General features: G+C 59.8%; 21 protein-coding genes and 1 pseudogene. 15 read left to right on the top strand and 7 right to left on the bottom strand.

Annotated elements, in window-relative coordinates:
* The first annotated feature begins 50 nt into the window (after window positions 1-50).
* From CAK95_RS26715 to CAK95_RS26675, 9 genes are all read left to right on the top strand, one after another.
* Entirely contained in the window at window positions 51-995 is a 945-nt protein-coding gene (locus CAK95_RS26715) for an ABC transporter permease (RefSeq protein WP_086090717.1), read from the top strand.
* Window positions 996-998: 3 nt separating this feature from the next.
* A complete protein-coding gene (locus tag CAK95_RS26710; RefSeq protein ID WP_086090716.1) occupies window positions 999-1,886 on the top strand; it encodes an ABC transporter permease in 888 nt (295 codons plus the stop codon).
* Window positions 1,873-2,934, top strand: a complete 1,062-nt coding sequence (locus CAK95_RS26705) for an ABC transporter ATP-binding protein (protein WP_086090715.1) — start codon at window positions 1,873-1,875, stop codon at window positions 2,932-2,934. Before CAK95_RS26710 ends, CAK95_RS26705 begins: the two co-directional genes overlap by 14 nt.
* The gene (locus CAK95_RS26700) at window positions 2,927-3,130 is read left to right on the top strand and encodes a hypothetical protein (protein WP_086090714.1); all 204 of its coding nucleotides are present in this window, start codon (window positions 2,927-2,929) and stop codon (window positions 3,128-3,130) included. The genes CAK95_RS26705 and CAK95_RS26700 overlap by 8 nt, the downstream gene beginning before the upstream one ends.
* Window positions 3,123-4,544 (top strand): amidase, encoded by a 1,422-nt coding sequence (locus CAK95_RS26695; protein ID WP_086090713.1) that lies wholly within the window; start codon window positions 3,123-3,125, stop codon window positions 4,542-4,544. Before CAK95_RS26700 ends, CAK95_RS26695 begins: the two co-directional genes overlap by 8 nt.
* Window positions 4,541-5,503 (top strand): ABC transporter ATP-binding protein, encoded by a 963-nt coding sequence (locus tag CAK95_RS26690; protein WP_086090712.1) that lies wholly within the window; start codon window positions 4,541-4,543, stop codon window positions 5,501-5,503. Before CAK95_RS26695 ends, CAK95_RS26690 begins: the two co-directional genes overlap by 4 nt.
* A gap of 246 nt (window positions 5,504-5,749) precedes the next feature.
* Window positions 5,750-6,802, top strand: a complete 1,053-nt coding sequence (locus CAK95_RS26685; RefSeq protein WP_245303533.1) for a phytanoyl-CoA dioxygenase family protein — start codon at window positions 5,750-5,752, stop codon at window positions 6,800-6,802.
* 18 nt (window positions 6,803-6,820) lie between these two features.
* Complete coding sequence (locus CAK95_RS26680; RefSeq protein WP_086090711.1) at window positions 6,821-8,137, top strand: glycosyltransferase family 4 protein; 1,317 nt, start codon at window positions 6,821-6,823, stop codon at window positions 8,135-8,137.
* Between the two features lie 82 nt (window positions 8,138-8,219).
* Window positions 8,220-8,531, top strand: a complete 312-nt coding sequence (locus CAK95_RS26675; protein WP_157699755.1) for a DUF1236 domain-containing protein — start codon at window positions 8,220-8,222, stop codon at window positions 8,529-8,531.
* Window positions 8,532-8,622: 91 nt separating this feature from the next.
* Here the strand turns inward: CAK95_RS26675 and cysC are convergent, their stop codons facing one another.
* From cysC to CAK95_RS26655, 4 genes are all read right to left on the bottom strand, one after another.
* Window positions 8,623-10,488 carry an adenylyl-sulfate kinase gene (gene cysC, locus CAK95_RS26670; RefSeq protein WP_086090709.1) on the bottom strand — a complete coding sequence of 622 codons (1,866 nt, stop codon included), beginning with the start codon at window positions 10,486-10,488 and terminating at the stop codon, window positions 8,623-8,625.
* Window positions 10,488-11,396 carry a sulfate adenylyltransferase subunit CysD gene (gene cysD / locus CAK95_RS26665; protein WP_086090708.1) on the bottom strand — a complete coding sequence of 303 codons (909 nt, stop codon included), beginning with the start codon at window positions 11,394-11,396 and terminating at the stop codon, window positions 10,488-10,490. The genes cysC and cysD overlap by 1 nt, the downstream gene beginning before the upstream one ends.
* A gap of 203 nt (window positions 11,397-11,599) precedes the next feature.
* Window positions 11,600-13,798 (bottom strand): amylo-alpha-1,6-glucosidase, encoded by a 2,199-nt coding sequence (locus tag CAK95_RS26660; RefSeq protein WP_086090707.1) that lies wholly within the window; start codon window positions 13,796-13,798, stop codon window positions 11,600-11,602.
* A 3-nt stretch (window positions 13,799-13,801) separates the two neighbouring features.
* Complete coding sequence (locus tag CAK95_RS26655) at window positions 13,802-14,899, bottom strand: glycosyltransferase family 4 protein (RefSeq protein ID WP_086090706.1); 1,098 nt, start codon at window positions 14,897-14,899, stop codon at window positions 13,802-13,804.
* A gap of 230 nt (window positions 14,900-15,129) precedes the next feature.
* On the opposite strand from CAK95_RS26655, the gene CAK95_RS26650 reads away from it, so the two are divergent.
* Window positions 15,130-17,469: a xanthine dehydrogenase family protein molybdopterin-binding subunit gene (locus tag CAK95_RS26650; protein ID WP_086090705.1), complete on the top strand. Its 2,340-nt coding sequence runs from the start codon at window positions 15,130-15,132 to the stop codon at window positions 17,467-17,469.
* A 47-nt stretch (window positions 17,470-17,516) separates the two neighbouring features.
* Here CAK95_RS26650 and CAK95_RS26645 read toward each other — a convergent pair whose 3' ends face one another.
* Window positions 17,517-18,017, bottom strand: a complete 501-nt coding sequence (locus tag CAK95_RS26645; RefSeq protein WP_086090704.1) for a CYTH domain-containing protein — start codon at window positions 18,015-18,017, stop codon at window positions 17,517-17,519.
* A 359-nt stretch (window positions 18,018-18,376) separates the two neighbouring features.
* On the opposite strand from CAK95_RS26645, the pseudogene CAK95_RS26635 reads away from it, so the two are divergent.
* A pseudogene (locus tag CAK95_RS26635) lies at window positions 18,377-18,742 on the top strand (glyoxalase superfamily protein).
* A gap of 721 nt (window positions 18,743-19,463) precedes the next feature.
* On the top strand, window positions 19,464-20,315 hold the full coding sequence (locus CAK95_RS26630; RefSeq protein ID WP_086090702.1) for a DUF1460 domain-containing protein: 852 nt from the start codon (window positions 19,464-19,466) through the stop codon (window positions 20,313-20,315).
* A 26-nt stretch (window positions 20,316-20,341) separates the two neighbouring features.
* On the opposite strand, the gene CAK95_RS26625 is transcribed toward CAK95_RS26630, so the two are convergent.
* Window positions 20,342-21,178 carry an FkbM family methyltransferase gene (locus tag CAK95_RS26625; RefSeq protein WP_147413549.1) on the bottom strand — a complete coding sequence of 279 codons (837 nt, stop codon included), beginning with the start codon at window positions 21,176-21,178 and terminating at the stop codon, window positions 20,342-20,344.
* A 485-nt stretch (window positions 21,179-21,663) separates the two neighbouring features.
* On the opposite strand from CAK95_RS26625, the gene CAK95_RS26615 reads away from it, so the two are divergent.
* The gene (locus tag CAK95_RS26615; RefSeq protein ID WP_147413547.1) at window positions 21,664-21,885 is read left to right on the top strand and encodes a hypothetical protein; all 222 of its coding nucleotides are present in this window, start codon (window positions 21,664-21,666) and stop codon (window positions 21,883-21,885) included.
* Between the two features lie 95 nt (window positions 21,886-21,980).
* A complete protein-coding gene (locus CAK95_RS26610) occupies window positions 21,981-22,436 on the top strand; it encodes a PRC-barrel domain-containing protein (protein ID WP_086090698.1) in 456 nt (151 codons plus the stop codon).
* A gap of 86 nt (window positions 22,437-22,522) precedes the next feature.
* Here the strand turns inward: CAK95_RS26610 and CAK95_RS26605 are convergent, their stop codons facing one another.
* Window positions 22,523-23,128, bottom strand: a complete 606-nt coding sequence (locus CAK95_RS26605; RefSeq protein WP_086090697.1) for a class I SAM-dependent methyltransferase — start codon at window positions 23,126-23,128, stop codon at window positions 22,523-22,525.
* Between the two features lie 351 nt (window positions 23,129-23,479).
* Here CAK95_RS26605 and recA point away from each other — a divergent pair, with 351 nt between their 5' ends.
* The gene (gene recA, locus CAK95_RS26600; protein WP_086090696.1) at window positions 23,480-24,565 is read left to right on the top strand and encodes a recombinase RecA; all 1,086 of its coding nucleotides are present in this window, start codon (window positions 23,480-23,482) and stop codon (window positions 24,563-24,565) included.
* Window positions 24,566-24,929: the final 364 nt, after the last annotated feature.

Below are 24,929 nucleotides of genomic sequence, written 5' to 3'. Positions count from 1 at the left end.
CGCCGTGTTTGTCGCGGCGCTGCATCATTCCTTGCGTCGAGGTCAACGCCATGCTGGCCTATATCGTCAAGCGACTCCTTCTCGCCATTCCCGTCGTCGCGGCGGTTGCTCTTGTTTGCTTCCTGTTGGTGCATATTGCGCCCGGCGATCCTCTGGTGTCGGTTTTGCCGCCGGATGCGTCGCAGGAACTCGCCGAGCAGATGCGCAGGACCTATGGTTTCGACCGGCCGTTGCCGGTGCAGTTCGGCATCTGGGTCTGGAAAGCCTTGCACGGCGACCTCGGCACATCGATCGCCACCGGCCGCTCCGTGACCGAGGAGGTCTCGCGCGCCGTAGTCAATACGCTGCGGCTGGCGGTTTTCGCGAGCTTGATCGGCTTTGTGTTTGGTTTGCTGTTCGGCATTCTCGCCGGATATTTCCGTGATAGCTGGATCGACCGGGTTGTGACGACAATCTCGATTGCCGGCGTATCCACGCCGCATTACTGGCTCGGCATGGTGCTGGTGATCGTGTTCTCGGTCATCCTTGGATGGTTGCCGGCTGTAGGGGCGGGGCCGGGCGGCTGGGCCTGGGACTGGGCCCATATCCAGCATCTCATCCTTCCCGCAGTGACGATGTCTGTGATCCCGATGGGGATCGTCAGCCGTACGGTTCGTGCGCTGGTCGGCGACTTGCTCTCTCAGGAATTCGTGCTGGCGCTTCGGTCCAAAGGGCTGAGTGAAACTCGAGTGTTTCGCCATGTCCTGAAGAATGCAGCGCCGACCGCGATTGCGGTGATGGGGCTGCAGCTTGGCTATCTGCTTGGCGGGTCGATCCTGATCGAAACGGTGTTTTCCTGGCCGGGAACCGGATTCCTATTGAATTCGGCAATCTTCCAGCGCGATCTGCCGCTGCTGCAAGGCACGATCCTTGTGCTGGCGTTGTTCTTCGTCGTGCTGAACCTTCTCGTCGATGTGCTGCAGGCAGCCATCGATCCACGCATCAAACGGGCCTGACGAATGAGTGTCATCGCGGACAATTTGCCGTCGGTTGCCGTCATCGCAAAGACACGCGGTTATTGGTCAGGCGTGTTTCGACGGCTGTCGCGCGACCCGGTCAGCGTCGCCTGCGCCATTGTTATTCTCCTGATCGTGTTTGCCGCGATTTTTGCGCCTTGGCTCGGTCTTGCCGATCCCTATCAAGGCAGCATGATCCGCCGGTTACGGCCGATTGGCACGCCCGGCTATCCGCTTGGGACCGACGAACTTGGCCGCGACATGCTCTCGCGCCTGATCTATGGCGGCCGTCTCACATTGTTTATTGGCCTCGTTCCGGTTGCGTTGGCTTTCGTCATCGGGACGGTTCTTGGTGTCACGGCCGGGTATGCCGGCGGCGTGGTCAACCAGTTGATCATGCGGACGATCGACATCTTTTATGCCTTTCCGTCTGTTCTTCTGGCCATCGCGATTTCCGGTGCTCTCGGAGCGGGAATTTTCAACAGTCTGTTGTCGCTGACGATCGTCTTCATTCCGCCGATTGTCCGTGTTGCTGAAAGCGTGACGACCAGTGTCCGCAATCTCGATTTCGTCGATGCGGCGCGGGCGTCCGGGGCGCATGCGCTGACGATCATGCGCGTCCACGTGCTTGGCAACGTGCTGGGGCCGATCTTTGTCTATGCGACCAGCCTCATCAGTGTGTGCATGATTCTGGCGGCCGGCTTATCCTTCCTCGGCCTCGGCACCAAGCCGCCAGAGCCGGAATGGGGGTTGATGCTCAACACGCTCCGCACCGCGATTTACGTCAATCCCTGGGTGGCAGCGTTGCCTGGCGTGATGATCTTCATTGTCTCGATCTGCTTCAATCTGCTCAGCGATGGGTTACGGAGTGCGATGGATGTCAGAAACTGAGAATTTCGTGCCCGTTCCGGACATTGGCGGCCCGGCGCAGCCGCTGTTGCAGGTCCAGAACCTGAGCAAGCACTTCAATGTCGGCGGTGGACTGTTTTCCGCTAAAAGCGTTGTCCGTGCCGTAGATAATGTGTCGTTGTCGGTCGAGAAAGGCGAGGTGGTTGGTCTGGTCGGCGAGTCCGGCTGCGGCAAATCGACGACGGCGCGCCTGATCGTTGGCCTGATCAAATCGGATGACGGCAAGATATTGTTCGATGGCGAGGCCGTGGGGCCGACGATGTCGCTGCGCGAGTTGCGCCGTCGCGTGCAGATGGTGTTCCAGGACAGTTACGCTTCTCTCAATCCGCGTCTGACTGTCGAAGATACGATCGCTTTCGGCCCCCGCGTTCACGGAGTCTCTGCCGACGTGGCGCGCGAGCGTGCGCACGAATTGCTGCGCAAAGTCGGGCTTGATCCGGCGGTGTTCGCCGGACGGTATCCGCATGAACTCTCGGGCGGGCAGAAGCAGCGGGTCAATATCGCGCGCGCGCTCGCGCTGTCACCAAGGCTGCTCATTCTCGACGAAGCGGTGTCGGCGCTCGACAAATCGGTCGAGGCGCAGGTCCTTAATCTCCTGATCGATCTGAAGGACGAGCTTGGTCTGACTTACATCTTCATATCGCACGATCTCAATGTCATTCGCTTCATTAGCGACAGGATCGTGGTGATGTATCTCGGCGAGGTGGTGGAAAGCGGCCCGGTCGACGCGATGTGGAACAGGCCGCGGCATCCCTACACCGAGGCCTTGTTTGCGGCGATGCCATCGCTCGATCCCGACAACAGAACGCAGAAGCCGCCGATTGCGGGCGATCCCCCCAACCCGATCAATCCGCCGTCCGGTTGCCGTTTTCACACGCGCTGCGCCTATGCGGAACAGGTCTGCAGCGACAATGTACCGAAGCTTTCGCCCGCGGGACCGGACCGGCACGTTGTTGCGTGCCATATGGTGGATGCAAAATCCGGCCATTCGCTTGCGGGCAGTCGAGGGGAGAGAATGAGCCATGGCTGATACGGTTTCGCCGGAACGTATTGCGGTGATCGCGGCCGCCGCGCGTGTGCCCCTGCCGGAGGGGGCGGCGGAACGCATTGCCAAAGCGGTGGCCCCGGTCGCGGCGCGAATGGCGCAAACCGATATATCCGTTGCATTCGAGATCGAGCCGGCAAGTTATATCGTGGCAGCACGCAAAGGAGCGAAACGTGATTGATCCCGCGCTTCTTTCGTTGAGTGACATCGCGGCGAACATCCGCAATCGCAAGATCTCTTCTGTCGAGGCGACGCAAGGCTTGCTGGCGCGGATCAAGGATTGGCAGCCCCTGCTCAATGCCTTCGTTCGGCTGGATTCCGAGGAGGCGCTCGCAGCTGCGCGCGAGGCCGACACCATGCTCGCAAAATCCGGACCCATGGGTCCGTTACACGGCGTGCCGCTGGCGCACAAGGACATGTATTATGTCGCCGGAAAGCCTGCCGGCTGCGGGTCCAAAGTCCGCGAAGGCTGGATCGCTCCGGCGACATCGACGGCGATCGCACGCCTTCAGGATGCAGGCGCATTCAGCATTGGCGCGCTGCACATGGCCGAGTTTGCCTACGGTCCGACCGGCCACAATGCCTACCTCGGCCCTGCACGCAATCCGTGGGATCCTTTGCACATCACCGGCGGTTCCTCCTCCGGATCGGGGGCAGCCGTTGCGGCGCGCCTGACCTATGCCGCGCTGGGTTCCGATACCGGCGGTTCGATCCGCATGCCGGCACATTGCTGCGGCGTGACCGGACTGAAGACCACGACAGGTCGCGTCAGCCGCGCCAACGCCATGCCATTGTCCTTCACCCTGGACACGGTCGGGCCGCTGGCACGCAGTGCGGAGGATTGTGCGCTGATCGCCGCGGCGATTGCCGGTCCGGATCCGCTCGATCCGGTGACCGATCAATCGCCGATCTGGAGCGATGATCTGGCAAAACGGCCCGCCAACACGCTGACCATCGGCGTGCCGACCCAATTCTATGTCGATGGCCTTGATGCCGATGTCGCCGCCGCCCTTGATGCCGCCATCAAGACGTTCGAGAAACTGGGTGCCAACATCGTCTCCGTCGAACTGCCGGACCAGACCGCCGTTGCCGCGGCCGCGTTGGTCGTTCTGGCGGTCGAGGCGACCTCGCTGCATGCGCCATGGCTGCGAACACGCGCAGAAGACTATACTCCGCAGGTGCGTAATCGCCTCGAGAACGGCCTCGGCTACAGTGCAATCGAATATCTAGAAGCATTACGATGGCGTGGGCCCGCGCTTTCGGCACATCTTTCGGCCATTGGCGACGTCGATATCGTGCTGGCGCCGGCCTCCCGCTCGGCAGCACCGAAAATCACTGAGACCGATGTCGGCGGTGGTCCGAATGCCGAGGAACTGGTCGTCGCCGTGATGCGGTTCATGCGGCCGGTCAATTATCTCGGTTTGCCCGTCTTGACGGTCCCGGCCGGCTGGTCTGCCGCCGGTCTGCCAATTGGACTGCAGTTGATTGGACGGCCATTCGGTGACGAGACATGCGTCGCGCTAGGCCGAGCGTTCCAGCAGGCGACGGATTATCACACGCGAATTCCTAACCTGCCGCGGGCACAAGCGGCATGAATCCGATCGTCGAAATCGGCAATCTTCATGTGCGCTTCAACGGCGAGCGGACGGTCCATGCGCTCAATGGCGTCGATATTTCTCTGGCACAGGGCGAAGTGCTGGGTCTGCTCGGAGAATCGGGATCCGGTAAAAGTGTTACCTTGCGGACATTGTTGCGCATGCTGCCGGAGCGGCGCACCGACATCAGTGGCAGCATCAAAGTCGGTGGTCAGGATGTCATGACGCTTGATGCACCGGCGCTCGAGCATTTGCGCGGCGGCGTGGTGTCGATGATTTTTCAGGAACCGATGCTGGCGCTTGACCCGGTCTATACGATCGGCGAACAGATCGCCGAGACCGTGGTCAAGCACGAGAATGTATCATTCGCGGCCGGGCGCCAGCGTGCGCTGGAGATGCTGGAGCGCGTGCGGATTCCATCGGCCAAGCGCCGGCTCGAAGCCTATCCACACGAAATGTCGGGCGGTATGCGGCAGCGCGCGATGATCGCGCTCGCTCTGTCTTGCAGGCCGAAGGTGCTGCTGGCGGATGAGCCGACCACGGCGCTGGACGCGACCGTGCAGATTCAGATCCTGTTGCTCTTGCGCGAGTTGCAGCGTGAACTCGGCATGGCCGTTATTTTCGTCACACATGATATCGGCGTTGCGGTGGAAATCAGCGACCGGATATCGGTGATGTATGCCGGCCGCATTGTCGAAAGCGGCTCGGTGCGCCAAGTCGTGAAGTCGCCGTCGCATCCTTATACGCGCGGGCTTCTATCGTCGACGATGCGCGGTGCGGAGCGGGGCCGTCGGCTCGAGGCGATCCCCGGGTCGCCGCCTCGTCTCGATACGGTGCCCCCCGGCTGCGCTTTTCTGCCGCGTTGCGCATCGGCGTCGAACATCTGTTCCGATGTGCCGATGCTGCGGGAAACGGGAGCCGGACATTTCGTCCGGTGTGTGAACGCAGACCGGATTTGAAAACACCGGAATTCAAAAATGGCAGATGAGCCCGGCTTTCCGCGAGCCGGAACGGGATGCCGTTGACAACGCACGCTGGAGCGAGTGTTGATAGCGGCTTGCGCAACCTCTGCGCTAGAGCATGATGCCGAAAAGTGCGAAGCGGTTTTCGGACAACATCATGCTCTAACCTACTAGAATCGATCACGTTTTATGATTTTGGATCGATTCGATCCAAAATCATCGTGATCCAGGGGGACCATCCACATGCCGCTTCGTGCCGGAATGATGACGGCCGTGAAGGCGCCGTTCTGGAGTCTGTCGGTGCTGACAGGCGCGAAGTCGTTCATCGGCAACCCGGTCATCGGCAGCGAGCGGCTGAACCGGCTGGGCCTGCATGAAGCCCGTATGCGCACGGCCGCGCGGCTGGCGCGGCATCGGCGCCGGGGGCTGGCTAGCGGGGTGAGCGAGGCAGACCGGCTGGCTTTTGAACGCGACGGTTTCGTGGTGAAGAGCGACTTTCTCCCCGAGGCCGATTTCGAACACCTGCGCGCGGAAATCCTCGATCACGATTGGGATGCCCGCGAAATGCGGCAGGGGCATACGGTCACGCGGCGCGTGTTTCTCGATGAAGCGTCGCTGCGGCTGACCAAGCCCGGCCTCGCAGCCTTTATGACGCGGCCAGATTTGTCATCGCTCATTCGCTATGTCGGCGGGACCGGCGGTGTGCCCGTGATGTCGATCCAGAGCATTCTCGCCAATCAGGGCGTCGGCGCCGACGATCCGCAATGTGCGATCCATTCCGACACATTTCATTCCACGTCCAAAGCGTGGTTTTTCCTGCATGATGTCGGTCCGGAGGACGGCCCGTTTTTCTATGTGCCGGGCTCGCATACGTTGACGCCGCAGCGCCTCGCCTGGGAGCGGGCGCAGAGCATCGCCGCCAGCCGGCATGACATGCGCCAACAAGACATGCGCGATCACGCGGAGGGATCGTTCCGGATTTCGCGGGACGATCTCAAGGCGCTTGGCCTGCCGCAACCGCAACCGGTCGCCGTCAAAGCCAATACGCTCGTTGTGGCCGATACCTTCGGTTTTCATGGCCGCACGCCGAGCCCAAAAGCAACGCAGCGGGTTGAGCTTTATTCAACATTGCGCCGCAACCCCTTCCTGCTATGGACCGGGTTCGATCCGCTGGCTCTGCCGGTGGTGAAACAGCGGATGGGATCGTTCCTGACCATGCTGGATCGTGTCGGCATTGCGCCGATGCCGTGGAAGCCGGTTGGCCGCCTGCGCCTCGACGCGCCGCCGCAAATCTAGATCGGGCATTATTCATCCGTGGCGTTGCTCGTCGATATCTCTCGGCTGGTTGAAAACCTGCATCTTGCAACACCGACCGGTATCGATCGCGTCGAGATGGCTTATGCGCAACATTTTCTTGAGCGCGCCAACAAAGACGATGTCCGCTTCGTCGTGACGTGGCCGCATTTTTCCGGCGTGCTGCGGGCGAAAGACATAAAGCCGTTCATAGACGAAACGGCGGCGCGATGGACTGCAGGGAAGGTTATCCGGTCCGACCAGAGCTTCCAGACATTGCGCGCGATCTTGAATGAGCCGATCGACGGTAGCCGCCAGCGGCCGCAGCGTATCGGCGCACCTGACGACAAGCGCACATTGGCCGATTGGCGGCGCATCGTGTCGCTCTGGTTGCGCTGTGCTGCGCATCGCCTCGATGCACGATCCATCACTGAATTTCGCAACAAAGGCGGCTGTTATATCCATGTCTCGCAATTCCGGCTGAACAGGCCGGCGCGCTTCGCGTGGCTCTCCGATGCGTCGATGCGCAGCATCTTCATGCTGCATGACCTGATCCCGATCACGCATCCTGAATATTGCCGGCCGGGCGAAGCCGAACGTCATCGCGCGCGAATCGATACGATGATGCGACATGCGACGCGAGTTGTGACGGTTTCCGATGCGACGCGCCGCGCACTCGACGCCCATCTGTCGAACGCGGGCAGAACGGTTCCGCCCTGCGACGTCGTGCCTTTGGGACTGACACGGGTCTTCACAGATCACCGCGCCATTGCGCCAGTCCAGAACAGCGTGCCTTATTTCGTTATCGTCGGCACGATCGAACCGCGCAAGAATCTGCTCCATCTGCTCACCGTCTGGCATCGATGGACGCAGGAAGGGAAAAATCCACGCGCGCGTCTGATCGTGGTCGGCCGGCGAGGATGGGAGAACGAAAACATTCTTGAGCTTCTCGACCGGAGCAAAGGCCTTGCGCCAAGTGTGATCGAGGTGGCCTCGCTCGGCGATGCCGGCATGGCGGCCCTCTTAAAGGGTGCCGCAGCCTTGCTCGCGCCTTCCTTTGTCGAAGGATACGGGTTGCCGATTGCCGAATCCCTGGCGCTTGGAACACCGGTGATTGCATCGGATACCGATGCGCACCGCGAAGCCGGAGGAGTGTTTGCCGACTATCTCAATCCGCTCGACGGCCGTGGTTTTATGCAGGCACTCGATGATTATCTGCAGCCGGGTTCGGTACGCAGGCAGGAACGACTCAAGATGATGCGGGATTACAAGCCGGAGAGCTGGGACAGCCACCTGTCAAAAATCGAGAGAATTGTTGATCAAGTGCAGGCAAGTTAAGCGCCATTCGAACTGCAAGAACCATGGAACGCCTTCAGTGGTCGCGCGATTGATGATCGTAACCTCGAAAGGAGAGATCATCATGCAGCGGCTATATCTCGCCACAATCGTGACCGCGTCGATGCTGGTTTCAGGCCAGAGCTTTGCCCAAGTGATTACGATTGAGCCGGAGCAACGGACAATCATTCGCGAATATGTGGAGCGGGAAAGCGTTCCTGTTATTGAAATGGACCGCGACCTCACCGTCGGCCAGTCCGTTCCGGAAGACGTCGAGTTGTCGACGGTCCCGCAGCAATGGGGGCCCAGTATGAACAACTATCGTTATATCTACACCGATGACCGGGTTTACCTGGTCGAGCCATCGACACGGCGAATCATTCAAGTCATCGACTAGGAAAACAGTGCGGCACCGATGATCAGCGGAAGCCTTCACGCGCCGCATTGTATCCGAAACGGCTTGAACCTATCGCCGATGCGAGGGGAGCCTATCGCGCGATAATCCCCATCCGCGCCAGATCGGCGATCACCTGCTCGGCCATCGCGTCCGGTGTCCCGGTTTCAGTCCGCAAATGGATTTCCGGATGTTCCGGTGGCTCGTAGGGTGAATCGATGCCGGTCACGTGGAAAGCCTTGCCGGCTCTGGCCTTCGCATAGAGGCCCTTCGGGTCTCGCGCCTCGCAGGTTGCGAGCGGCGTATCGACAAACACCTCGATGAATTCACCAGCGTCGTGACGTTCGCGCACCGATCGGCGCTCGTTGCGGAACGGCGACACGAAAGCGCAGAGGACAACAAGGCCAGCATCGACCATGAGCCTTGCGACTTCGCCGGCGCGGCGCACGTTTTCCACGCGATCGGCTTCGGTGAAGCCGAGATCGCGATTGAGGCCGAGGCGCAGGTTGTCGCCATCCAACGCGTAAGTGTGAATGCCGCGCCGGCTGAGCTTCTGCTCGACGAGATTAAGCACGGTGGATTTGCCGGCGCTTGGCAGTCCGGTGAACCAGACGACGGCCGCCCGCTGCCCCTTCATCTTGGCGCGATAACCCTTGTCGATCTCGTAATTCTGTTTGACGAGATTGCTCGCGCGATAAAGCGGGAAGTCAGCCATGCCGGCGCCGGATGTCGCACCGGTTTGACGGTCAACAAGGATGAAGGCGCCGGTTTCGCGGTTCTTCGCGTAAGGATCGAAAGCGATCGGTTCGGTGGTTGCAAGATTGCAAAAGCCGATATCGTTGATGGCAAGCGTCGACACCGCTGCATGTTCGCCGGTCTCGATATCGGTGCCGTATTTCAACGCGGTGATGGTCGCAGCGACCGTATGCGTGCCGATCCGCAGCGAATAGGTGCGGCCTGGCAGCATGGGATTGTCATTTAACCACACGACATGCGCGGCGAACTGGTCCGCTACTTCCGGCACGGCATCGACTGGCGCGAAAATATCGCCGCGGCCGATATCGACCTGATCCGCCAGCTCAATGGTCGCGGCCTGGCCGGTTTCCACGCTGTCGATCTCGGACGGATAGACGTAGATGCGGCTGATGGTGGATTTACGCCCCGAGCGTGCGACAATGATCTGGTCGCCCTTTTTGAAAGCGCCGGACGAAACATAGCCCGCATAGCCGCGGCCGCCGGTATCGGTCCGCATCACCGATTGAACATGGAAGCGAGCCGCTTCCTCGCGCTGATGCGTTGAGACCGGGACGGTTTCCAGATGCGCAAGCACGGTCGGGCCCTTGTACCAGGGCATGCGCTTGCTAGGATGGACGATGTTGTCGCCATCGCGGGCCACAATCGGGATTGCATCGACCTGGTCGAAGGATAGCTGCGAGACGAACTTGCGGAAGTCTTCGGTGATTGCCGCGAACGGAGCCTCCGCGCAATCGACGAGATCCATCTTGTTGACGGCGAGAAGAATGCGGCGAATGCCAAGCAGCGACAGGATGCGGCTGTGCCGCAATGTCTGCTTTGTCAAACCGGCCTTGGCGTCAACCAGCAGCATGGCGAATTCGGCGTTCGACGCGCCGGTGACCATGTTGCGCGTGTATTGCTCATGTCCCGGCGTGTCGGCGACGATGAAAGCGCGTTTTGGCGTGCCGAAATAGCGATAGGCCACGTCGATGGTGATGCCTTGCTCGCGCTCGGCTTCGAGACCATCAAGCAGCAGCGCATAATCGAGGTTGCCGCCTGTGGTCCCGAACTTCTTCGACAGATGGACGAGGTTCGCCAGTTGGTCGTCCGGAATGGAGCCGGTTTCCGCCATCAGGCGACCGATCAAGGTCGACTTGCCGTCATCGACGGCACCGCAGGCAAGGAAACGGAGATGATCGCGTTCGCGATGAGTAGGAGCGTGCATCAGAAATACCCCTCACGCTTCTTGCGCTCCATCGAGGACGTTTCGTCGACATCGATCAGGCGGCCAGCGCGTTCGGACATGCGCGTGGTACGCAATTCCTCGACGATGTCGGCGACGCTGGCTGCGCTCGATTGCACTGCCGCCGACAGCGGGTAGCAACCAAGCGAGCGGAAGCGAATAAGAACGTTTTGCTGCTTTTCTTCCGGCTCAAGTTCAAGCCTGTCGTCGTCGATCATGATCAGGCTGCCACCGCGCTCGACCACCGGCCGCTCCTTGGCGAAATAAAGCGGCACCACCGGAATGTCTTCGGCGAGGATGTATTCCCACACATCAAGTTCGGTCCAATTGGACAGCGGAAACACGCGCATCGTCTCATCGGTGGCGATCTGTGTATTGTAAAGATGCCAGAGTTCGGGACGCTGCCGGCGCGGATCCCAGGAATGGTTCGGGCCACGCACCGAGAAGATGCGTTCCTTGGAACGGCTCGGCTCCTCGTCGCGGCGCGCGCCGCCAATGGCTGCGTCGAAGCGGTGCATATCGAGCGCATCACGCAGCGCCCGTGTCTTCATTTCACGGGTATAGATGGCCGACCCCGATTTGATGGGGTGAACCCCATCCTCGATTGCTTTTTTGTTGGTGTGGACGATCAGGTTGAGATCGAGCTCCGCGGCCATGCGGTCGCGGAAGGTGATCATGTCGCGGAACTTCCACGTGGTGTCGATATGGAGGGCGGCAAAAGGGATTTTGGCCGGATGGAAAGCCTTGCGGCACAGGTGGAGCAGAACGCTCGAATCCTTGCCGATCGAGTACATCAATACGGGGCGCTCGAAGGCCATCGCGGCCTCCCGCAGGATGACGATAGCTTCCGTCTCGAGATTGGACAGATGGCGGGATAGTTTGCTTGTCATAAGGTGGTTTGAGCGCATAAAAATCTATCGTGAGAATGGCGAGCCTGATCAAGATCCCGGGCCTGGATCGACAGGCCGCTGTGGCCGTGACCTCAAGGCCACTTTGGAACGGCGCTATTTAGCGGTGGTAGCCCCGCCTGTCGAGGTTTTGGTTTGGGCGCGCTTTTTTCCGGTATTTCGGGAGGGGCAGCCTTTGCGACTGATCAGTTGAAGGAGATGCTGACCTTCACATGACCGTCGTTGCGCAGGATCCTCAATGCGACGCTGTCATCCTGGCGGCCAACGGTGATATCGACGCTCAACGCGCCAACACGAAGACCGCGCAACGTGATTTCGTTGATGAACGACGGCAGTTCGGGATTGCGCAGCACAATCTCATGCCGTTCCGGGTCAAACTCGATACCCAGCGACGATTGAATGAGCTGGTGCGGTGCGCCGGCGGCCCACGCCTGAGGAGAACAGGCAACGGGATAAAGCGTCGGTCCGCGCGCCCGTGCCCGGTGAAAGCCGCAATACAGCTCCGGCAGACGTCGCAAATCCATATAAGTTGCCGCATCGAACAGGCCGCCGAAGACCCGCGCGACCGCGGCCTTGTGGCCATACCGCGCAAAGCCCGCAGCGATCATTGAGTTGTCGTGCGGCCAGACCGAGCCATTATGATAGGACATCGGATTGTAACGCGCCTCCTCACGTCCGATCGTGCGAATGCCCCATCCCGAGAAAAATGACGGCTGCATCATCTGCAAGGCGACCATGCTGGCACGATCGGGTGACGCAATGCCACTGAACAAGACCTGTCCCGCATTTGAACTCCTGACGCGGCACGGGTTTTTCTCACCATCGAGGGCGATCGCGTAGGTGCCGATGTCCTCGCACCAGAAGGCGGCTTCGAAATTCTCCTTGAGCGCATCGGCAGCCTGATCGAGTGCGTCGGCCAAAGCATGCTTCTCAAATCGTCGGGCTATCCCCGCAGCGTGTTTTTTCGCGGCGTAGACGTAGCCTTGCACCTCGCAAAGCGCGATCGGTCCAGCGGCCATCGAGCCATCCTGATGGAAGATGGCGTCGTGAGAATCCTTCCATCCCTGATTTACAAGTCCATCATCGTTGTTGCGATGGTATTCGACAAAGCCATCCTCATCCGGATCGCCGGGGCCATCGATCCATTCCAGCGCGCGTTCGATATTCGGCCAAAGCTCTCGCAATAATGCGAGATCGCCGGTTCGTTCGAAATAAAGTCCGGCGAGCAGGACGAATAGTGGCGTTGAATCGACGCTTCCGTAATAGAGTTTGAATGGCACCTCGCGGAGGTTGGCCATTTCACCGCTGCGCATCTCGTGCAGGATTTTACCGGGCTCTGCATCGGCCAAGGGATCGAATGCCTGTGCCTGTAACGCCGCAAGCCGGCGCAAGACACCGCGCGCGATGTCCGGGCAGCACCAGAGTGTCTGGATCGCGGTGATGATGCCGTCCCGGCCGAATGTCGTCGAATACCAGGGAATGCCGGCATAGGGGTAGGGGCCCTGTTCTGTATGTGTGACGAGCATCGCCAGGTCCGACATGGACCTGCATATCATCTCGTTGAAGATGTCGTGGGATGTCGTGATCGTTGTTGTGCTGCGTGTGGCGAGTTGACGCTCCTGAAGCGCTGCGCGCATCCCGCGCCGGAAGGGATGATGTGCAGGATGACGGTCGTCGTTTCGACATTCAACCGTCAGATCGATTGCTTTGGCTTCGCCGGGCGCGAGTGACAACGTGTAAGAGGCAATGGCAGTCGAAAGCCGGTCCGGCGGCGGAGCGAAACTAAGGTCCGTGCATCTCAATTCGTCGTCCAGACCCCAATATTGAAGCTGGACCTGACCATCTCCCAGAATTTTGCTGTTTGCACTGCCACGTTTGGCGCGGCGCATGCCGCGAACTTCGAACAGATCGGCAAAGTCGCTCGAGTACGACATCCCTACGACGCAATGGACGGCTCGGTCACCGTGATTGTGAATACGCACGCGCTGATAGGCGGTGTTGTTCCAGAGAAAGATCGTGCGAACGAGGTGCAGAGTGTCTTTCGGCAGGACAAGTTTGTTTTCAAAATAGATGTCGGGATTGGTCAGATCCACCGTCAACAATGCATTGTCATCGCGGACGTTGGAACCCAGCAACAGCAGTTGCGTGCCGTTGAGCAGCAATTCGAGATGTCCAAGAAATCGCGTGTCACGACAATACAGGCCATCGGGCCCGCCGGGGCTGGCGCCGATGTCGCCATGGCTGTCAAAAATCGCGAAGCAATCGTCGTGCTTGAGATTACGTCGTGGGCGGGTCGAGGGTCCGGTCGCAGGGATATAGAACGGAACCTCGGCGACCTGTTCGACCAGATTGACAGTTGAGGGCTGTTCCTTTGGTCGATGCAATGTTCAGGATCCTGCAGCGATGCGGAAGTCCGATTCCCCCACGGTTTTCAGCCGTTCGCTGTCGCGGCCGGATTCGGACAACAATCTCTGGTATACAGAGACATAGTCTTTAGCCATTCGTGTGGCAGAAAAACGCTGTTCGAAGTGCCGGCGGATTTTTCTGCGGTCCAACGCCATCACGCCGGGGAGGGCGGCAATCGCCTCATCCACGGTATCGACAATGGCGCCCGTCACCCCGTCTTCCATCACTTCCGGTACCGAGCCGCAACGGAAAGCGACGACGGGCGTGCCACAGGCCATTGCCTCGATCATGACAAGGCCGAACGGCTCGGGCCAATCGATCGGGAACAGCACGGCGCTCGCTTCACCGAGAAACTGGCTTTTCTGACGTTCGTTGATCTCGCCAATGAATTCGACGTTGGGACTATCCTCGAGCAGCGGTGCAATCTGCTCGCGGAAATAGGCTTCGTCCACACGGTCCACTTTGGCCGCGATCTTGAGCGGCATGCCCAGAGTGCGCGCGATCTCAATGGCGCGATCTGGTCGCTTCTCAGGCGCGATGCGGCCGAGAAAGGCGAGATAGCCGCCACGCGGATGCGCGATCAATTGATGCATGTCGAGCGGAATGCCATGCGGGATATTGGCGACGAAATTTGCCTTCGCGATCGGCTTGCGCTGCGCCATTGAAATGGACACCAGCGGCATTTCTGTGAACCCGACATAAAGAGCGAGCAGGTCCGGCAGGTCCTGCCGGCCATGCAGCGTGGTTATGGTGCGCCCGCTTAACGCCCGGAAAAGCGGAAAGTGAAACTGGTCGACGTGAAAGTGGAAAATGTCGAATTCGTCGGCGCGTTGGAAAACGCGATCGAGCATCAGCATGTAATAGGGAATAACGTCGCGGATCTTGGGCTCAAGCCGCAAGGCGCGGGGAACGCACGGGACAAGCTCTGCTTCGGTAAACGAATCACCGCTCGCAAATAGCGTCACGTCATGCCCGAGTTTGACCAGCTCTTCGGTAACAAAATGGGCGATCCGTTCCGTACCCCCATACGTTTTCGGTGGAACACTCTCCATAAGCGGCGCAATCTGGGCAATTCGCATGCAGTTGGGTCCTCCGTGACCGCCATTAACGTTTTGCGCTGCAATAGGTTTCGGAGGCATTCAGCATTTTCTTCGCCCTTTATGGATAAAGATGCGGCGTCTCCATTTCCTTAGGAATTTAGGTAATTAGGTCGCAGGCAAAGGTGTCGTCCCACCAATTTCCGCGATTGTCCCACACCCTCGCTTGACGGTATCGTTGCGCAACTACGGGAATCTTTAAGGGGACGGAAATGGCCAAATTCGGCATCGGGCAGGCGGTCAAGCGCGTCGAGGATCAGCGATTTCTCACCGGCAAGGGCCGGTATGTCGAAGACATCAACCTGCCGAACCAGGCCTATGCGGTGGCTGTCGGCTCTCCCCACGCTCATGCCAAAATTCTGAGCGTCGATACCTCGAAAGCTGCGGCTGCCCCCGGCGTTCTGGCTGTCCTGACGGGCGCCGACGTCATCGCCGACAAGCTCGGCGGGCTGACCGCTCATCCCATGCCGGAAGAAGTCGGTGCTCCTGCCGGTTTTCGCACTTTCCAGCCGTTGCTCAATCATGACCGTGTCCGCTTCGTCGGCGATCGTGTCGCGTTCGTCGTCGCCGAGACGCTGATGCAGGCGCGTGACGCGGCCGACCTGGTCGAGGTCGAATACGACGAGTTGCCGGCTGTCGCCGACCTTGAGGATGCCGCGAAGGAAGGCGCTGCCAAGGTCTGGGACGAAAACCAGAAAGGCAATTGGGCCTTCGGGCTGATGTTCGGCGATCAAGGTGCGACCGATGCGGCTTTTGCCAAGGCCAAGCATCAGGTCAAGCTGCGGGTGGAACACAACCGTCTTGCCCCTAATGCCATGGAGCCGCGCGTCGCCATCGGCGATTACAGCGAGGCGGACGATCAATACACACTCTATACCTGCTCGCAGAACCCGCACGGCGTGCGGATGGAGCTCTCGCATGTCTTCCATTGTGCCGAGAGCCAGATCCGCGTCATCTCGCCCGATGTCGGCGGCGGCTTCGGGCTGAAGGGCAGCCCGTTCCCGGATGATTGTGCCGTGTTGTGGGCGTCGAAACGCCTCGGCCGGCCGGTGAAGTGGGTGGCGACCCGCACTGAAAGCATTCTCACGGACCGCCATGGCCGCGAAATGGTGATGTATGGCGAGATGGCGCTGGACGAATCCGGCAAAATCCTCGGCCTGCGCGCGAAAGCACTCTATCAGGTTGGAGCCTATTTCGTAGGACCTGGTCTTGTCCCCGCCGCCTTTGCGCTTCGCTTCATGCCGGAGGCCTATGACATCCAGGCGCTGCATGTGATGGTGCAGGGCCTTTTGACCAACACCTCGCCGGTTGGACCTTACCGCGGCGCCGGACGCCCGGAAGCAGCCTATTTCACCGAGCGCATGATCGAACACGCCGCGCGGCAAATCGGCATTCCCTCCGATGAAATTCGCCGTCGCAATCTGATCCCCGAGAGCAAGCTGCCTTACACGACGCCGACCTTCTGGGTTTATGATTCCGGCGAATTCCATCGCGTGATGGAGAAGTGTCTCACGGTCAGCGACTGGAATGGCTACGAGGCGCGAAAGAAGAAATCCGAAAGCGAAGGCAAGCTGCGCGGCCGCGCCGTGACCTTCTATATCGAGCAGGGCGGCATCTTTAACGATCGCATGGATCTGCGTTTCGATCCGAGCGGCTCGGTCTCGATCATCGCCGGCACGCATTCGCACGGGCAGGGGCATGCCACGGTGTTTGCGCAACTCGTTCATGAATGGCTTGGCGTGCCCTTCGAAACCATTCGCTACATTCAGGGCGACACCGGTCAGGTCGCGTTCGGACGCGGCACCTATGCCGCGCGTTCCTCGCTGGTCGGCGGCAATGCGCTGAAAGTGGCATCCGACATGATTATCGAGAAGGCCAAGCCGATGGCCGCCGCCTTGATGGAAGCGGCCGAAGGCGATCTCGAATTCAAGGACGGTTCGTTCCGCGTGGTGGGGACCGACAAGACGATGCCGCTGCCGGAGGTCGCCAAAGCTTTCTACGCACCGATGGGACCGCTGACCGAAAAGATGGGCGTCGGCCTCGAAGCCAACGGCACCTATTCGACCAATCCGCCGAACCATCCGAACGGATCGCATGTCTGCGAACTGGAGATCGATCCGGAAACCGGCGTGGTGACGATCGACCGCTACTTCGTCGTCGACGATCTCGGGGTCGTGCTCAATCCGATGATCGTGCGCGGCCAGATTCATGGCGGCGTCGCCCAGGGCATTGGCCAGGCGCTGGTCGAGCATGCCGTCTACGATAAGGGCTCGGCGCAGATGCTGGCGGCGACCTTTATGGATTACGGCATGCCGCGCGCCGACATGTTCCCCGAGATCGAATCGCATCTGGAGGAAGTGCCGTCGAAAACCAACCCGCTGGGTGTGAAGGGCATCGGCGAAAGCGGCACCATCGGTGCGCCGCCGACGGTGATCAATGCGATCCTCGATGCGCTGAAGCCATATGGCGTCGAACAGATCGACATGCCGGCAACGCCATCGCGGGTGTGGGACGCAATCCAGAAGTCCCAGAGCAAGGCGAAAGCGGCGTAATCTTATTGCCCACAACTGCGTGAATGCTTGCGTGAGAGCGCAAGCATTCACGCAAGCTGCTGCAGCTCCGCGTCCTCACGCGCCCAGCTGCAATAGGGCTGGGTGACCAAAGCGCTGTTGTAGTATTGCAACTGGCCGGTGATCTCGCGTCCGATCCAGGCGGGCATGCGGAATTGCTGATGTTCGCTGTCCAACTCAATCTCGGCGATGATCAGGCCGGCATTGCTGCCGAGGAAAACGTCGACTTCCCATTCGAGATCGTCCCAGGGAACGACATGGCGGATCTTCTCGATCACCGCGCCTTGCCGGAGCTGCATCATCGCTTCGGCTTCCAGCAGAGGGACGGGATATTCGAGCTCGAGCCGGCGCAGGGACGAGGGCTTAGACTTCACCGTCAGCGTTGCGGTCTTGTCGTCCTTGATCCGGACGCGGATGGAATTCTTACTGTTGGAGGCAAGATAGGCCTGGCGGATCTTGATATGCCGCTGTGTCAGTTTTCTCCAGTCATCGCCTCGGACGAGAAACTTTCGTTCGATCTCAAAACTCATGGACACTCCATGACGCAACAAGGCGAGAATGCGCGAACAACACGCGGGCGGTGGGACCGCAATACCGTTTTGCACGCGTGGACCGGCACGGCATGTGACGGTTCGATGATGAAACCGTGACATGGCTATCGAACGCCATTGCTGTTGGCAAGGGGTGGGCAATAGCGAGGCAGTCATGTTTGCCGGACAAAAGCGGCGTATGAGACCAAAGAAGTATGATTTGACGTCCGCCGCGCGCGAAAGACACACGTTCGCTCACTGGACAGATCGCGTTGTCGTCGTGCGGTGGTATTTGATGGGGATTGCTGACATTGTCAGAAGCGAATAGTCCGCAACCCATCGAGGAACCGGAGATTATTATGCCCGACATCAAGCTTGATCCCGCGATTCCGGTTTTGCGGATCTACGACATCGCCAAGGCCAAGGAATTCTATGTCGACTTTCTGGGCTTTGCGATCGATTGGGAGCATCGCTTCGACGATAACGCACCCCTGTACATGTAGGTGTCGCGTTCGGGTATGAAACTGCATCTCAGCGAACATTACGGCGACGGCACGCCGGGCTCTGTCGTCTATATCCGCGGCGAGAATGTTGCGGCGCTGGCGAAAGAGTTGAATGCCAAAGCCGCGCGGTTTGCGCGGCCGAACCCCACCGACAATGCACCGAAACTGACCGATCCGTTCGGCAACGTGCTGCGCTTTGACGATGCGAGCAATCATCGGTGAGGCGTTCTCTCGTTGACGTTCTGAACGGATCAATTTGGGCAAAGCTCCGCCGCCCCTGTTTTTTACCGGCGCGGGGTACGCCGTCGTCCAAAGCCGCCGCTTGATGCCCTTCAAAACGAAGGGCGCGCGGAACGCCGGGCTCTCAGCCTGCCCGCGGCCCCATGCGCGATGTGAGTAAGCGCATGAGATTGGTAGCACCACGAACCGCCGAAAAGACTCCGGCGTTCCGCGCGCGGTGTTTGACGGTCTGCTCCATCGTCCCCAGTGGACGTTCCTCCACCGAAACGCCGGGCAGCTAGCCTGGCGGGACGCGGCTTGAACCGACCGCACAGCGGGTTACGTCTGCCCGCCACTCGGCCACCGCTCCCCGCCCCGCGTCTCACGACGCTCATGAAACGCCCCTTCAGCGGGACGGGATATAGGAAAAAAATCATAACTTGGGGAGGATGTCAAGTGGGAGTTTGGCGGCTGTTGTTTTGCCGGCTCTTTCAACACCCACTCATCCCCGCGCCGGCGGGGATCCAGAGCCACGAACATCGTTCGTTCGGATGCATTCTGGATTCCCGCTTTCGCGGGAATGAGCGGATGAAGAGGGACCGTCGAACACGGCATCGTTGACGCCTCATTGCCTCGCATTCCGCTACCGGATGCAATTTTTCGAGCTATATACTTTTTTGCGTGGGAGCGACGATATTCGGGCACGAAATGAATTGAGATCAGAGTGCGTAAAATTCATCTCATTTGCGTCGCTTTTCTGCTGGCGGCCAGCGTCTCCCCATCGGCGCATCTCACCGCCAAAGCCGGACAGGATCAGACTGACAATCAGGGCATAGCGCTCGATCCCTACACGGCTCGGAACATCGATCGCATCATTGCTCTTCGCAATGCTGCGCCAGGTCTCACGCCCGAAGAGACGATCGATCTGATTTCCCGTCAGTTCCTCGGAACGCCCTATGTCGCGAACCGTTTGATCGGTTCTGCGACCAGGCCCGAGCAACTGGTGATCGATTTCCGTGGACTGGATTGCTTCACCTATCTCGACTATGTCGAGGCGCTGCGCCACGCCCAAAGCCGAGCGGATTTCGTTCAACGCTTGATTCAGACGCGCTATGTGGATGGCGATATCAGCTTTCTCAAGCGCAGGCATTTCTTCAGCGACTGGGCGTACAAAGCGCCAACGCTGGTGCGCGACATCACCGCTGACATCAGCCCGAAAGCGGTATCCATAAGGAAGAACCTGGATGCCAAATCGGACGGCGAACAATATGTCCGCGGTCTTCCCAATGTCGAACGCACGGTCACATACATCCCGAGCCGATACGTCGATAAGGCATTGCTCGATCGTCTGCACACCGGCGATTACATTGGTGCCTACACCAACCGCCCCGGCCTCGATGTCTCGCATACCGGCATCTATGTCATGACGAAGAATGGTCCCGTTCTCAGAAATGCATCCTCGCGCAAGGGCGTCGATAAAGTCGTGGACTCGCCGTTTGCGCAACACGTGAAAACCGTGCCCGGCATCGTGGTCTACCGCCCGCGATACGATGCCGCCGCGCCAATGCGGGAATGAGTGACGTCCGCGTCGCGTATATCGGCCTATTTGGTGAAGATCAGCCCGTCATCGACCTGGTCCTGGTCGAACATCTTTTGTAGCGCGGGCAGGAAGCCGTCCTTCGTGACCCGGGTGTTCAGCGTCGGAATCAGCAGGTGTTCGAAATGCGGCGCGATCAGATCGAGAAAGTCGCGTGGGCCGATGCCGCTGACATTTCGCAGATGATGCGGGATGAACTCGACAGACAGCGTTTGCGCCTTTGCCAGAATGTTCTGCATCCCTTTGAGCGCGAAATATTCCGATCCCTCGATATCCATGAAAACCAGCGAGAAGGTCTGGTCTTTCAGATACTCGTCAAGCGGATAGGCAGGGACAGCGATCGTCTCGGGTGAATCGTAGAAATATCGGAAGTCGCGAACTTTTGGCATCCGTTTGGCGCCGCCCGAATTGGTCCGGCTCGAAACGAAATCAATGGTTTCCGCCTTGTCGCTCGCGGCGATGTTGTAGGCTTGGACGTTGTGCGCATCGTTCAGCCGCAGATTCATCTCGAGCAGGGCGAAGGTGTCCGGATTGGCCTCGATCGCCGCGACCGCTTTGCAGCGTTTGGCGAACGGAATAACCATCGCGCCGACATGGGTGCCGACGATGAGCACATTGTCGTTATTGTCGATATAGCTGAGGACACGCTGCAATTCTTTTTCGCGATACGCTCCAAGTTTGCGCAGCTCCTGACCGACGCCCATGTCCTCCGGATCTGTGGCAAACAGCCCGTCTTTGTTGTGCGCGATGACCGCCACCGCATTGACACCAAGCAGAGCCTTGTTCGCCTTGCCGGCGAACATATAAGCGCGGAGCTTGAGATACCTAAGCAACTTTAGCACGGACTTTCTCCGGTCTCGGGGCGGCTGCGCGGCTTGCAGCTCGAGGACGCGATCCCTTAGCCCGGATTTGTCAATGTCGGTTTAAGGTGAGTGTGGAGAGAGCTTGGTGGCGGTGAATTTCAGCTATGACGGCGCACAGCTCGTTCTCCCGTTTGCCACATCGCTCTTGGCACATCCCACGAACGTCCATGAAAAAGGGTTTCAGCTCGCTACCTGTATGTGACGACCGTCGGACAAGGATTTCACAGCAACGATTTGCATTTCAACGACGTGCCGCGTTTTACGAAATATCGCGCGATATCCGCCTATCGCATTGAATTTCGGTGCATCGCGCGGCGACGCGGTGCCATCGTGCAGTGGAATTCCGTCCGCGACGAAAGCGCTCATAAACCATTGCCGCGACCGGCCATTTTTGACGTTTTGCAATGCGGAACGGCGGCGATAGGGAGGGGTTGTGCGACACGACGATGACAGGGGAGGGCGGATTGCCATATTCAATCGTGAAGATGGACGACAGCTACGTGATCCGCGTCGGCGAGCAGAACTTCCTTAAAGTCAACAGCCGGCGCAAAGCGGCGAAACTGATTTCCGACGTGCAAAGGCGCGCGGGAATGGTCGCTCATGGTGTCGCCGAGGACGGCGCAGCGTTGCCGGACGACGCCGACGAGACACGCCATCCGGCAATCTGCTTCCAGCGCGAAGGCTGAAACAACACGGACGCATGCTGGAACGATCACGCCCGTTGATCCGTTGAATGGGTCGATGCTGTTTAAATAACAAAACATCGTTCCAGGAGGTTATCATGCGCGCACTTCTTGGCGCCGCTCTCATCTGCACGTTTGCCGTTCCAACCATTCTTGCTGTTCCATCCATGGCGCAGCAGCCGGCCCCCACGGCTCCCACAGCCCAGACGCCCTCGCAGCAAGCCGCGCCTGTGCCGGCATCGGGACAGTGGCGGGCATCGAAGGTGATCGGCGTTGACGTTTACAACCCACAGAATGAAAAGCTCGGCGAGATCAATGAATTGATCATCGATCAGTCCGGCCGTGTTGCCGGAGCCGTCATCGGCGTCGGCGGATTCCTTGGCATCGGCGAACATGACATCATGGTGCCGATGGATCGTCTGCGGTTCTCCAATGAAGCCGGTAAAACCACGACCGGTGCCGCAGGCTCCGACAGCAAGCAATGGTATCCCGACCGCGCGGTGATGAATGCCACTAAAGATCAGCTCAGGGACATGAAGGCGTTCAAATACTGATTCAGATCCATGGATTCAGATCCTGAGGCTGGGGGCATCGCCTCAACTTCAGAGAGCCCGGACAACCAACCGGGCTCTTCTTTTCGTCAGCCAGGAGGACGCTGAAACACGGCGCCATAGTGATAAGGCGAGACCTCCACCTGCTTTTGAAACGTCAGGCCGCCGGGTTCGACTGCGGCGATGGTTTGCGACGGTGTCATGCGCAGGCTTGTCGCCGGTCCGCGCGGGGCGCCGAGAACGGTCGTTTCCTCGCGCGGCCTTGCATGCCAGCTGACGATCGCGAACAGGCCGCCGGGCTTGAGCACGTCATGCACGGCCCGCGCAAGGCGCGGCTTGTCCGGCACGCCATGAAACGCATTGGCCAGAAACACGTGATCCACCGGCGCGCGGATTGCCTTCGCCATCTCGTAGGCGTCGGCTTCGACAAAGGTGATGTTTTGAGCGCCGCCGCGTTCGGCGATGCGGACCTTGGCCGCGTTCAGCAAGGCGCCGTCGATATCGATCGCAATGACCTCACGCGCGATGCGCGAGAGCGGATAGGTGAACCAGCCATCGCCGCAGCACAGGTCGACGACCGACATCTCCGGCTCGATGCCGACGTCGGCCAGCACCTTGGCGGGATCGGGCCACAACGCCTCCCACCAGCCGGGATCGGGCATTCCGGTGCCTTCGAAGAATCCTGGAATGGGCATCGATCGTTCTGGCCGGCTGCGAGTGACTGCTTTTAATCGTACGCCTGTTCCCGGCGGTGCGCATTCGCACGCACGGGCCGTATCGACATATCCACCTATCTGCATGACGGCTGAACGTTTCGCGAACCGGTGGGGTGGTGTTTTTCGAACGAGAGCCAGGAAGGGCGCAAACGGCGGGATTATCCACTTTTATGAAAAGAACATATTGCGAACATGGAACAAATGGGGTACGTTGCTCCCACTTCAGTTATTGGAACCGGGCGGGGTGAAAAACCGCTGTGGGGTGGCTGAGCAAGCTCCGCAACGGCGCATATACGCCGCCCGAATCGTCAGTCATAAGGAGCGCCAGATATGGCTCAGTCGGCCCTGCGTTTGGTTGAAGGTTCCTCCATGGATAAATCGAAAGCCCTTGATGCCGCGGTCTCACAGATCGAGCGCGCCTTCGGCAAGGGCTCGATCATGCGGCTTGGCAAGAACGACAAGTCGATGGATGTGGAGACGGTCTCGACCGGCTCGCTTGGTCTGGACATCGCGCTTGGCGTCGGCGGTTTGCCGCGGGGCCGGATTGTCGAAATCTATGGACCGGAATCGTCCGGCAAGACCACGCTGGCGTTGCACACCGTGGCCGAGGCACAGAAGAAGGGCGGCATCTGCGCCTTCGTCGATGCCGAACATGCGCTCGATCCGGTCTATGCCCGCAAGCTGGGCGTCAATGTCGACGACCTTCTGATCTCGCAGCCCGATGCCGGCGAACAGGCGCTCGAAATCACCGATACGCTGGTGCGCTCGGGCGCTGTCGATGTGGTGGTGGTGGATTCGGTCGCCGCGCTCGTGCCGCGCGCCGAACTGGAAGGCGAGATGGGCGATGCGCTGCCCGGCCTGCAGGCGCGGCTGATGAGCCAGGCGCTGCGCAAGCTGACCGCTTCGATCAACAAGTCCAACACCATGGTGATCTTCATCAACCAGATCCGCATGAAGATCGGGGTGATGTATGGCTCGCCGGAAACGACGACCGGCGGCAATGCGCTGAAATTCTACGCCTCGGTGCGTCTCGACATCCGCCGGATCGGCGCGATCAAGGATCGCGACGAGGTGGTCGGCAACCAGACCCGCGTGAAGGTGGTGAAGAACAAACTGGCGCCGCCGTTCAAGCAGGTCGAGTTCGACATCATGTACGGCGAGGGCGTGTCCAAGGTCGGCGAGTTGATCGATCTCGGCGTCAAGGCCGGCGCGGTGGAGAAATCCGGCGCCTGGTTCTCCTATGACAGCCAGCGGATCGGGCAGGGCCGGGAAAACGCCAAGACGTTCCTGCGCAACAATCCCGATATGGCCGCCTCGATCGAAGCGGCGGTGCGGCAGAATTCCGGCCTGATCGCCGACAAGATCCTCGTTGGCGAAAAGGACGAGGATGATGGCGACGACGACGGCGAGGAGTGATCGGCGGCGGCAGCCCAGGCCGCCTGCATTCGTGAGCTGACAGAGCTGTTCCGGTTTGATGTCCATGGCCGGGATGGCCATTGCAACGGCTGCGTCGTGACCGGCGCGGCCGTCTTTTTTCAGTCCGCAGTCTTTTTCAGCCCGCAGTCATTCCGCAACCTGATCGTGGCGGCTTCATCGTCGCCGATGCGCGCTTTACAGGAACGCATTCCCAAGGGGGACTTAAAGGACGCATGACCGCGCCGGGCCAGATAACCATGGCGCGCCAGCCGCGGCCCGCCGGTTCCCCGGGGTATTTTTTAACATCCGGTCGGGTCGCCCATCGTCGCTGTGCCAGCCGCCGCATTCGCTGAGATTTTCTCTC

The organism is Pseudorhodoplanes sinuspersici, assembly GCF_002119765.1.
Lineage (GTDB): Bacteria > Pseudomonadota > Alphaproteobacteria > Rhizobiales > Xanthobacteraceae > Pseudorhodoplanes > Pseudorhodoplanes sinuspersici.
The sequence above is the reverse complement of the archived record's forward strand: the minus strand, read 5'-3'. Positions and strand labels throughout refer to the sequence as shown.

Coding starts and splice junctions, on each gene's coding strand:
- CAK95_RS26715 (WP_086090717.1), top strand. CDS start 51: ATGCTGGCCTATATCGTCAAGCGACTCCTTCTCGCCATTCCCGTCGTC.
- CAK95_RS26710 (WP_086090716.1), top strand. CDS start 999: ATGAGTGTCATCGCGGACAATTTGCCGTCGGTTGCCGTCATCGCAAAG.
- CAK95_RS26705 (WP_086090715.1), top strand. CDS start 1,873: ATGTCAGAAACTGAGAATTTCGTGCCCGTTCCGGACATTGGCGGCCCG.
- CAK95_RS26700 (WP_086090714.1), top strand. CDS start 2,927: ATGGCTGATACGGTTTCGCCGGAACGTATTGCGGTGATCGCGGCCGCC.
- CAK95_RS26690 (WP_086090712.1), top strand. CDS start 4,541: ATGAATCCGATCGTCGAAATCGGCAATCTTCATGTGCGCTTCAACGGC.
- CAK95_RS26685 (WP_245303533.1), top strand. CDS start 5,750: ATGCCGCTTCGTGCCGGAATGATGACGGCCGTGAAGGCGCCGTTCTGG.
- CAK95_RS26675 (WP_157699755.1), top strand. CDS start 8,220: ATGCAGCGGCTATATCTCGCCACAATCGTGACCGCGTCGATGCTGGTT.
- cysC (WP_086090709.1), bottom strand. CDS start 10,488: ATGCACGCTCCTACTCATCGCGAACGCGATCATCTCCGTTTCCTTGCC.
- cysD (WP_086090708.1), bottom strand. CDS start 11,396: ATGACAAGCAAACTATCCCGCCATCTGTCCAATCTCGAGACGGAAGCT.
- CAK95_RS26655 (WP_086090706.1), bottom strand. CDS start 14,899: ATGCGAATTGCCCAGATTGCGCCGCTTATGGAGAGTGTTCCACCGAAA.
- CAK95_RS26650 (WP_086090705.1), top strand. CDS start 15,130: ATGGCCAAATTCGGCATCGGGCAGGCGGTCAAGCGCGTCGAGGATCAG.
- CAK95_RS26645 (WP_086090704.1), bottom strand. CDS start 18,017: ATGAGTTTTGAGATCGAACGAAAGTTTCTCGTCCGAGGCGATGACTGG.
- CAK95_RS26610 (WP_086090698.1), top strand. CDS start 21,981: ATGCGCGCACTTCTTGGCGCCGCTCTCATCTGCACGTTTGCCGTTCCA.
- CAK95_RS26605 (WP_086090697.1), bottom strand. CDS start 23,128: ATGCCCATTCCAGGATTCTTCGAAGGCACCGGAATGCCCGATCCCGGC.
- recA (WP_086090696.1), top strand. CDS start 23,480: ATGGCTCAGTCGGCCCTGCGTTTGGTTGAAGGTTCCTCCATGGATAAA.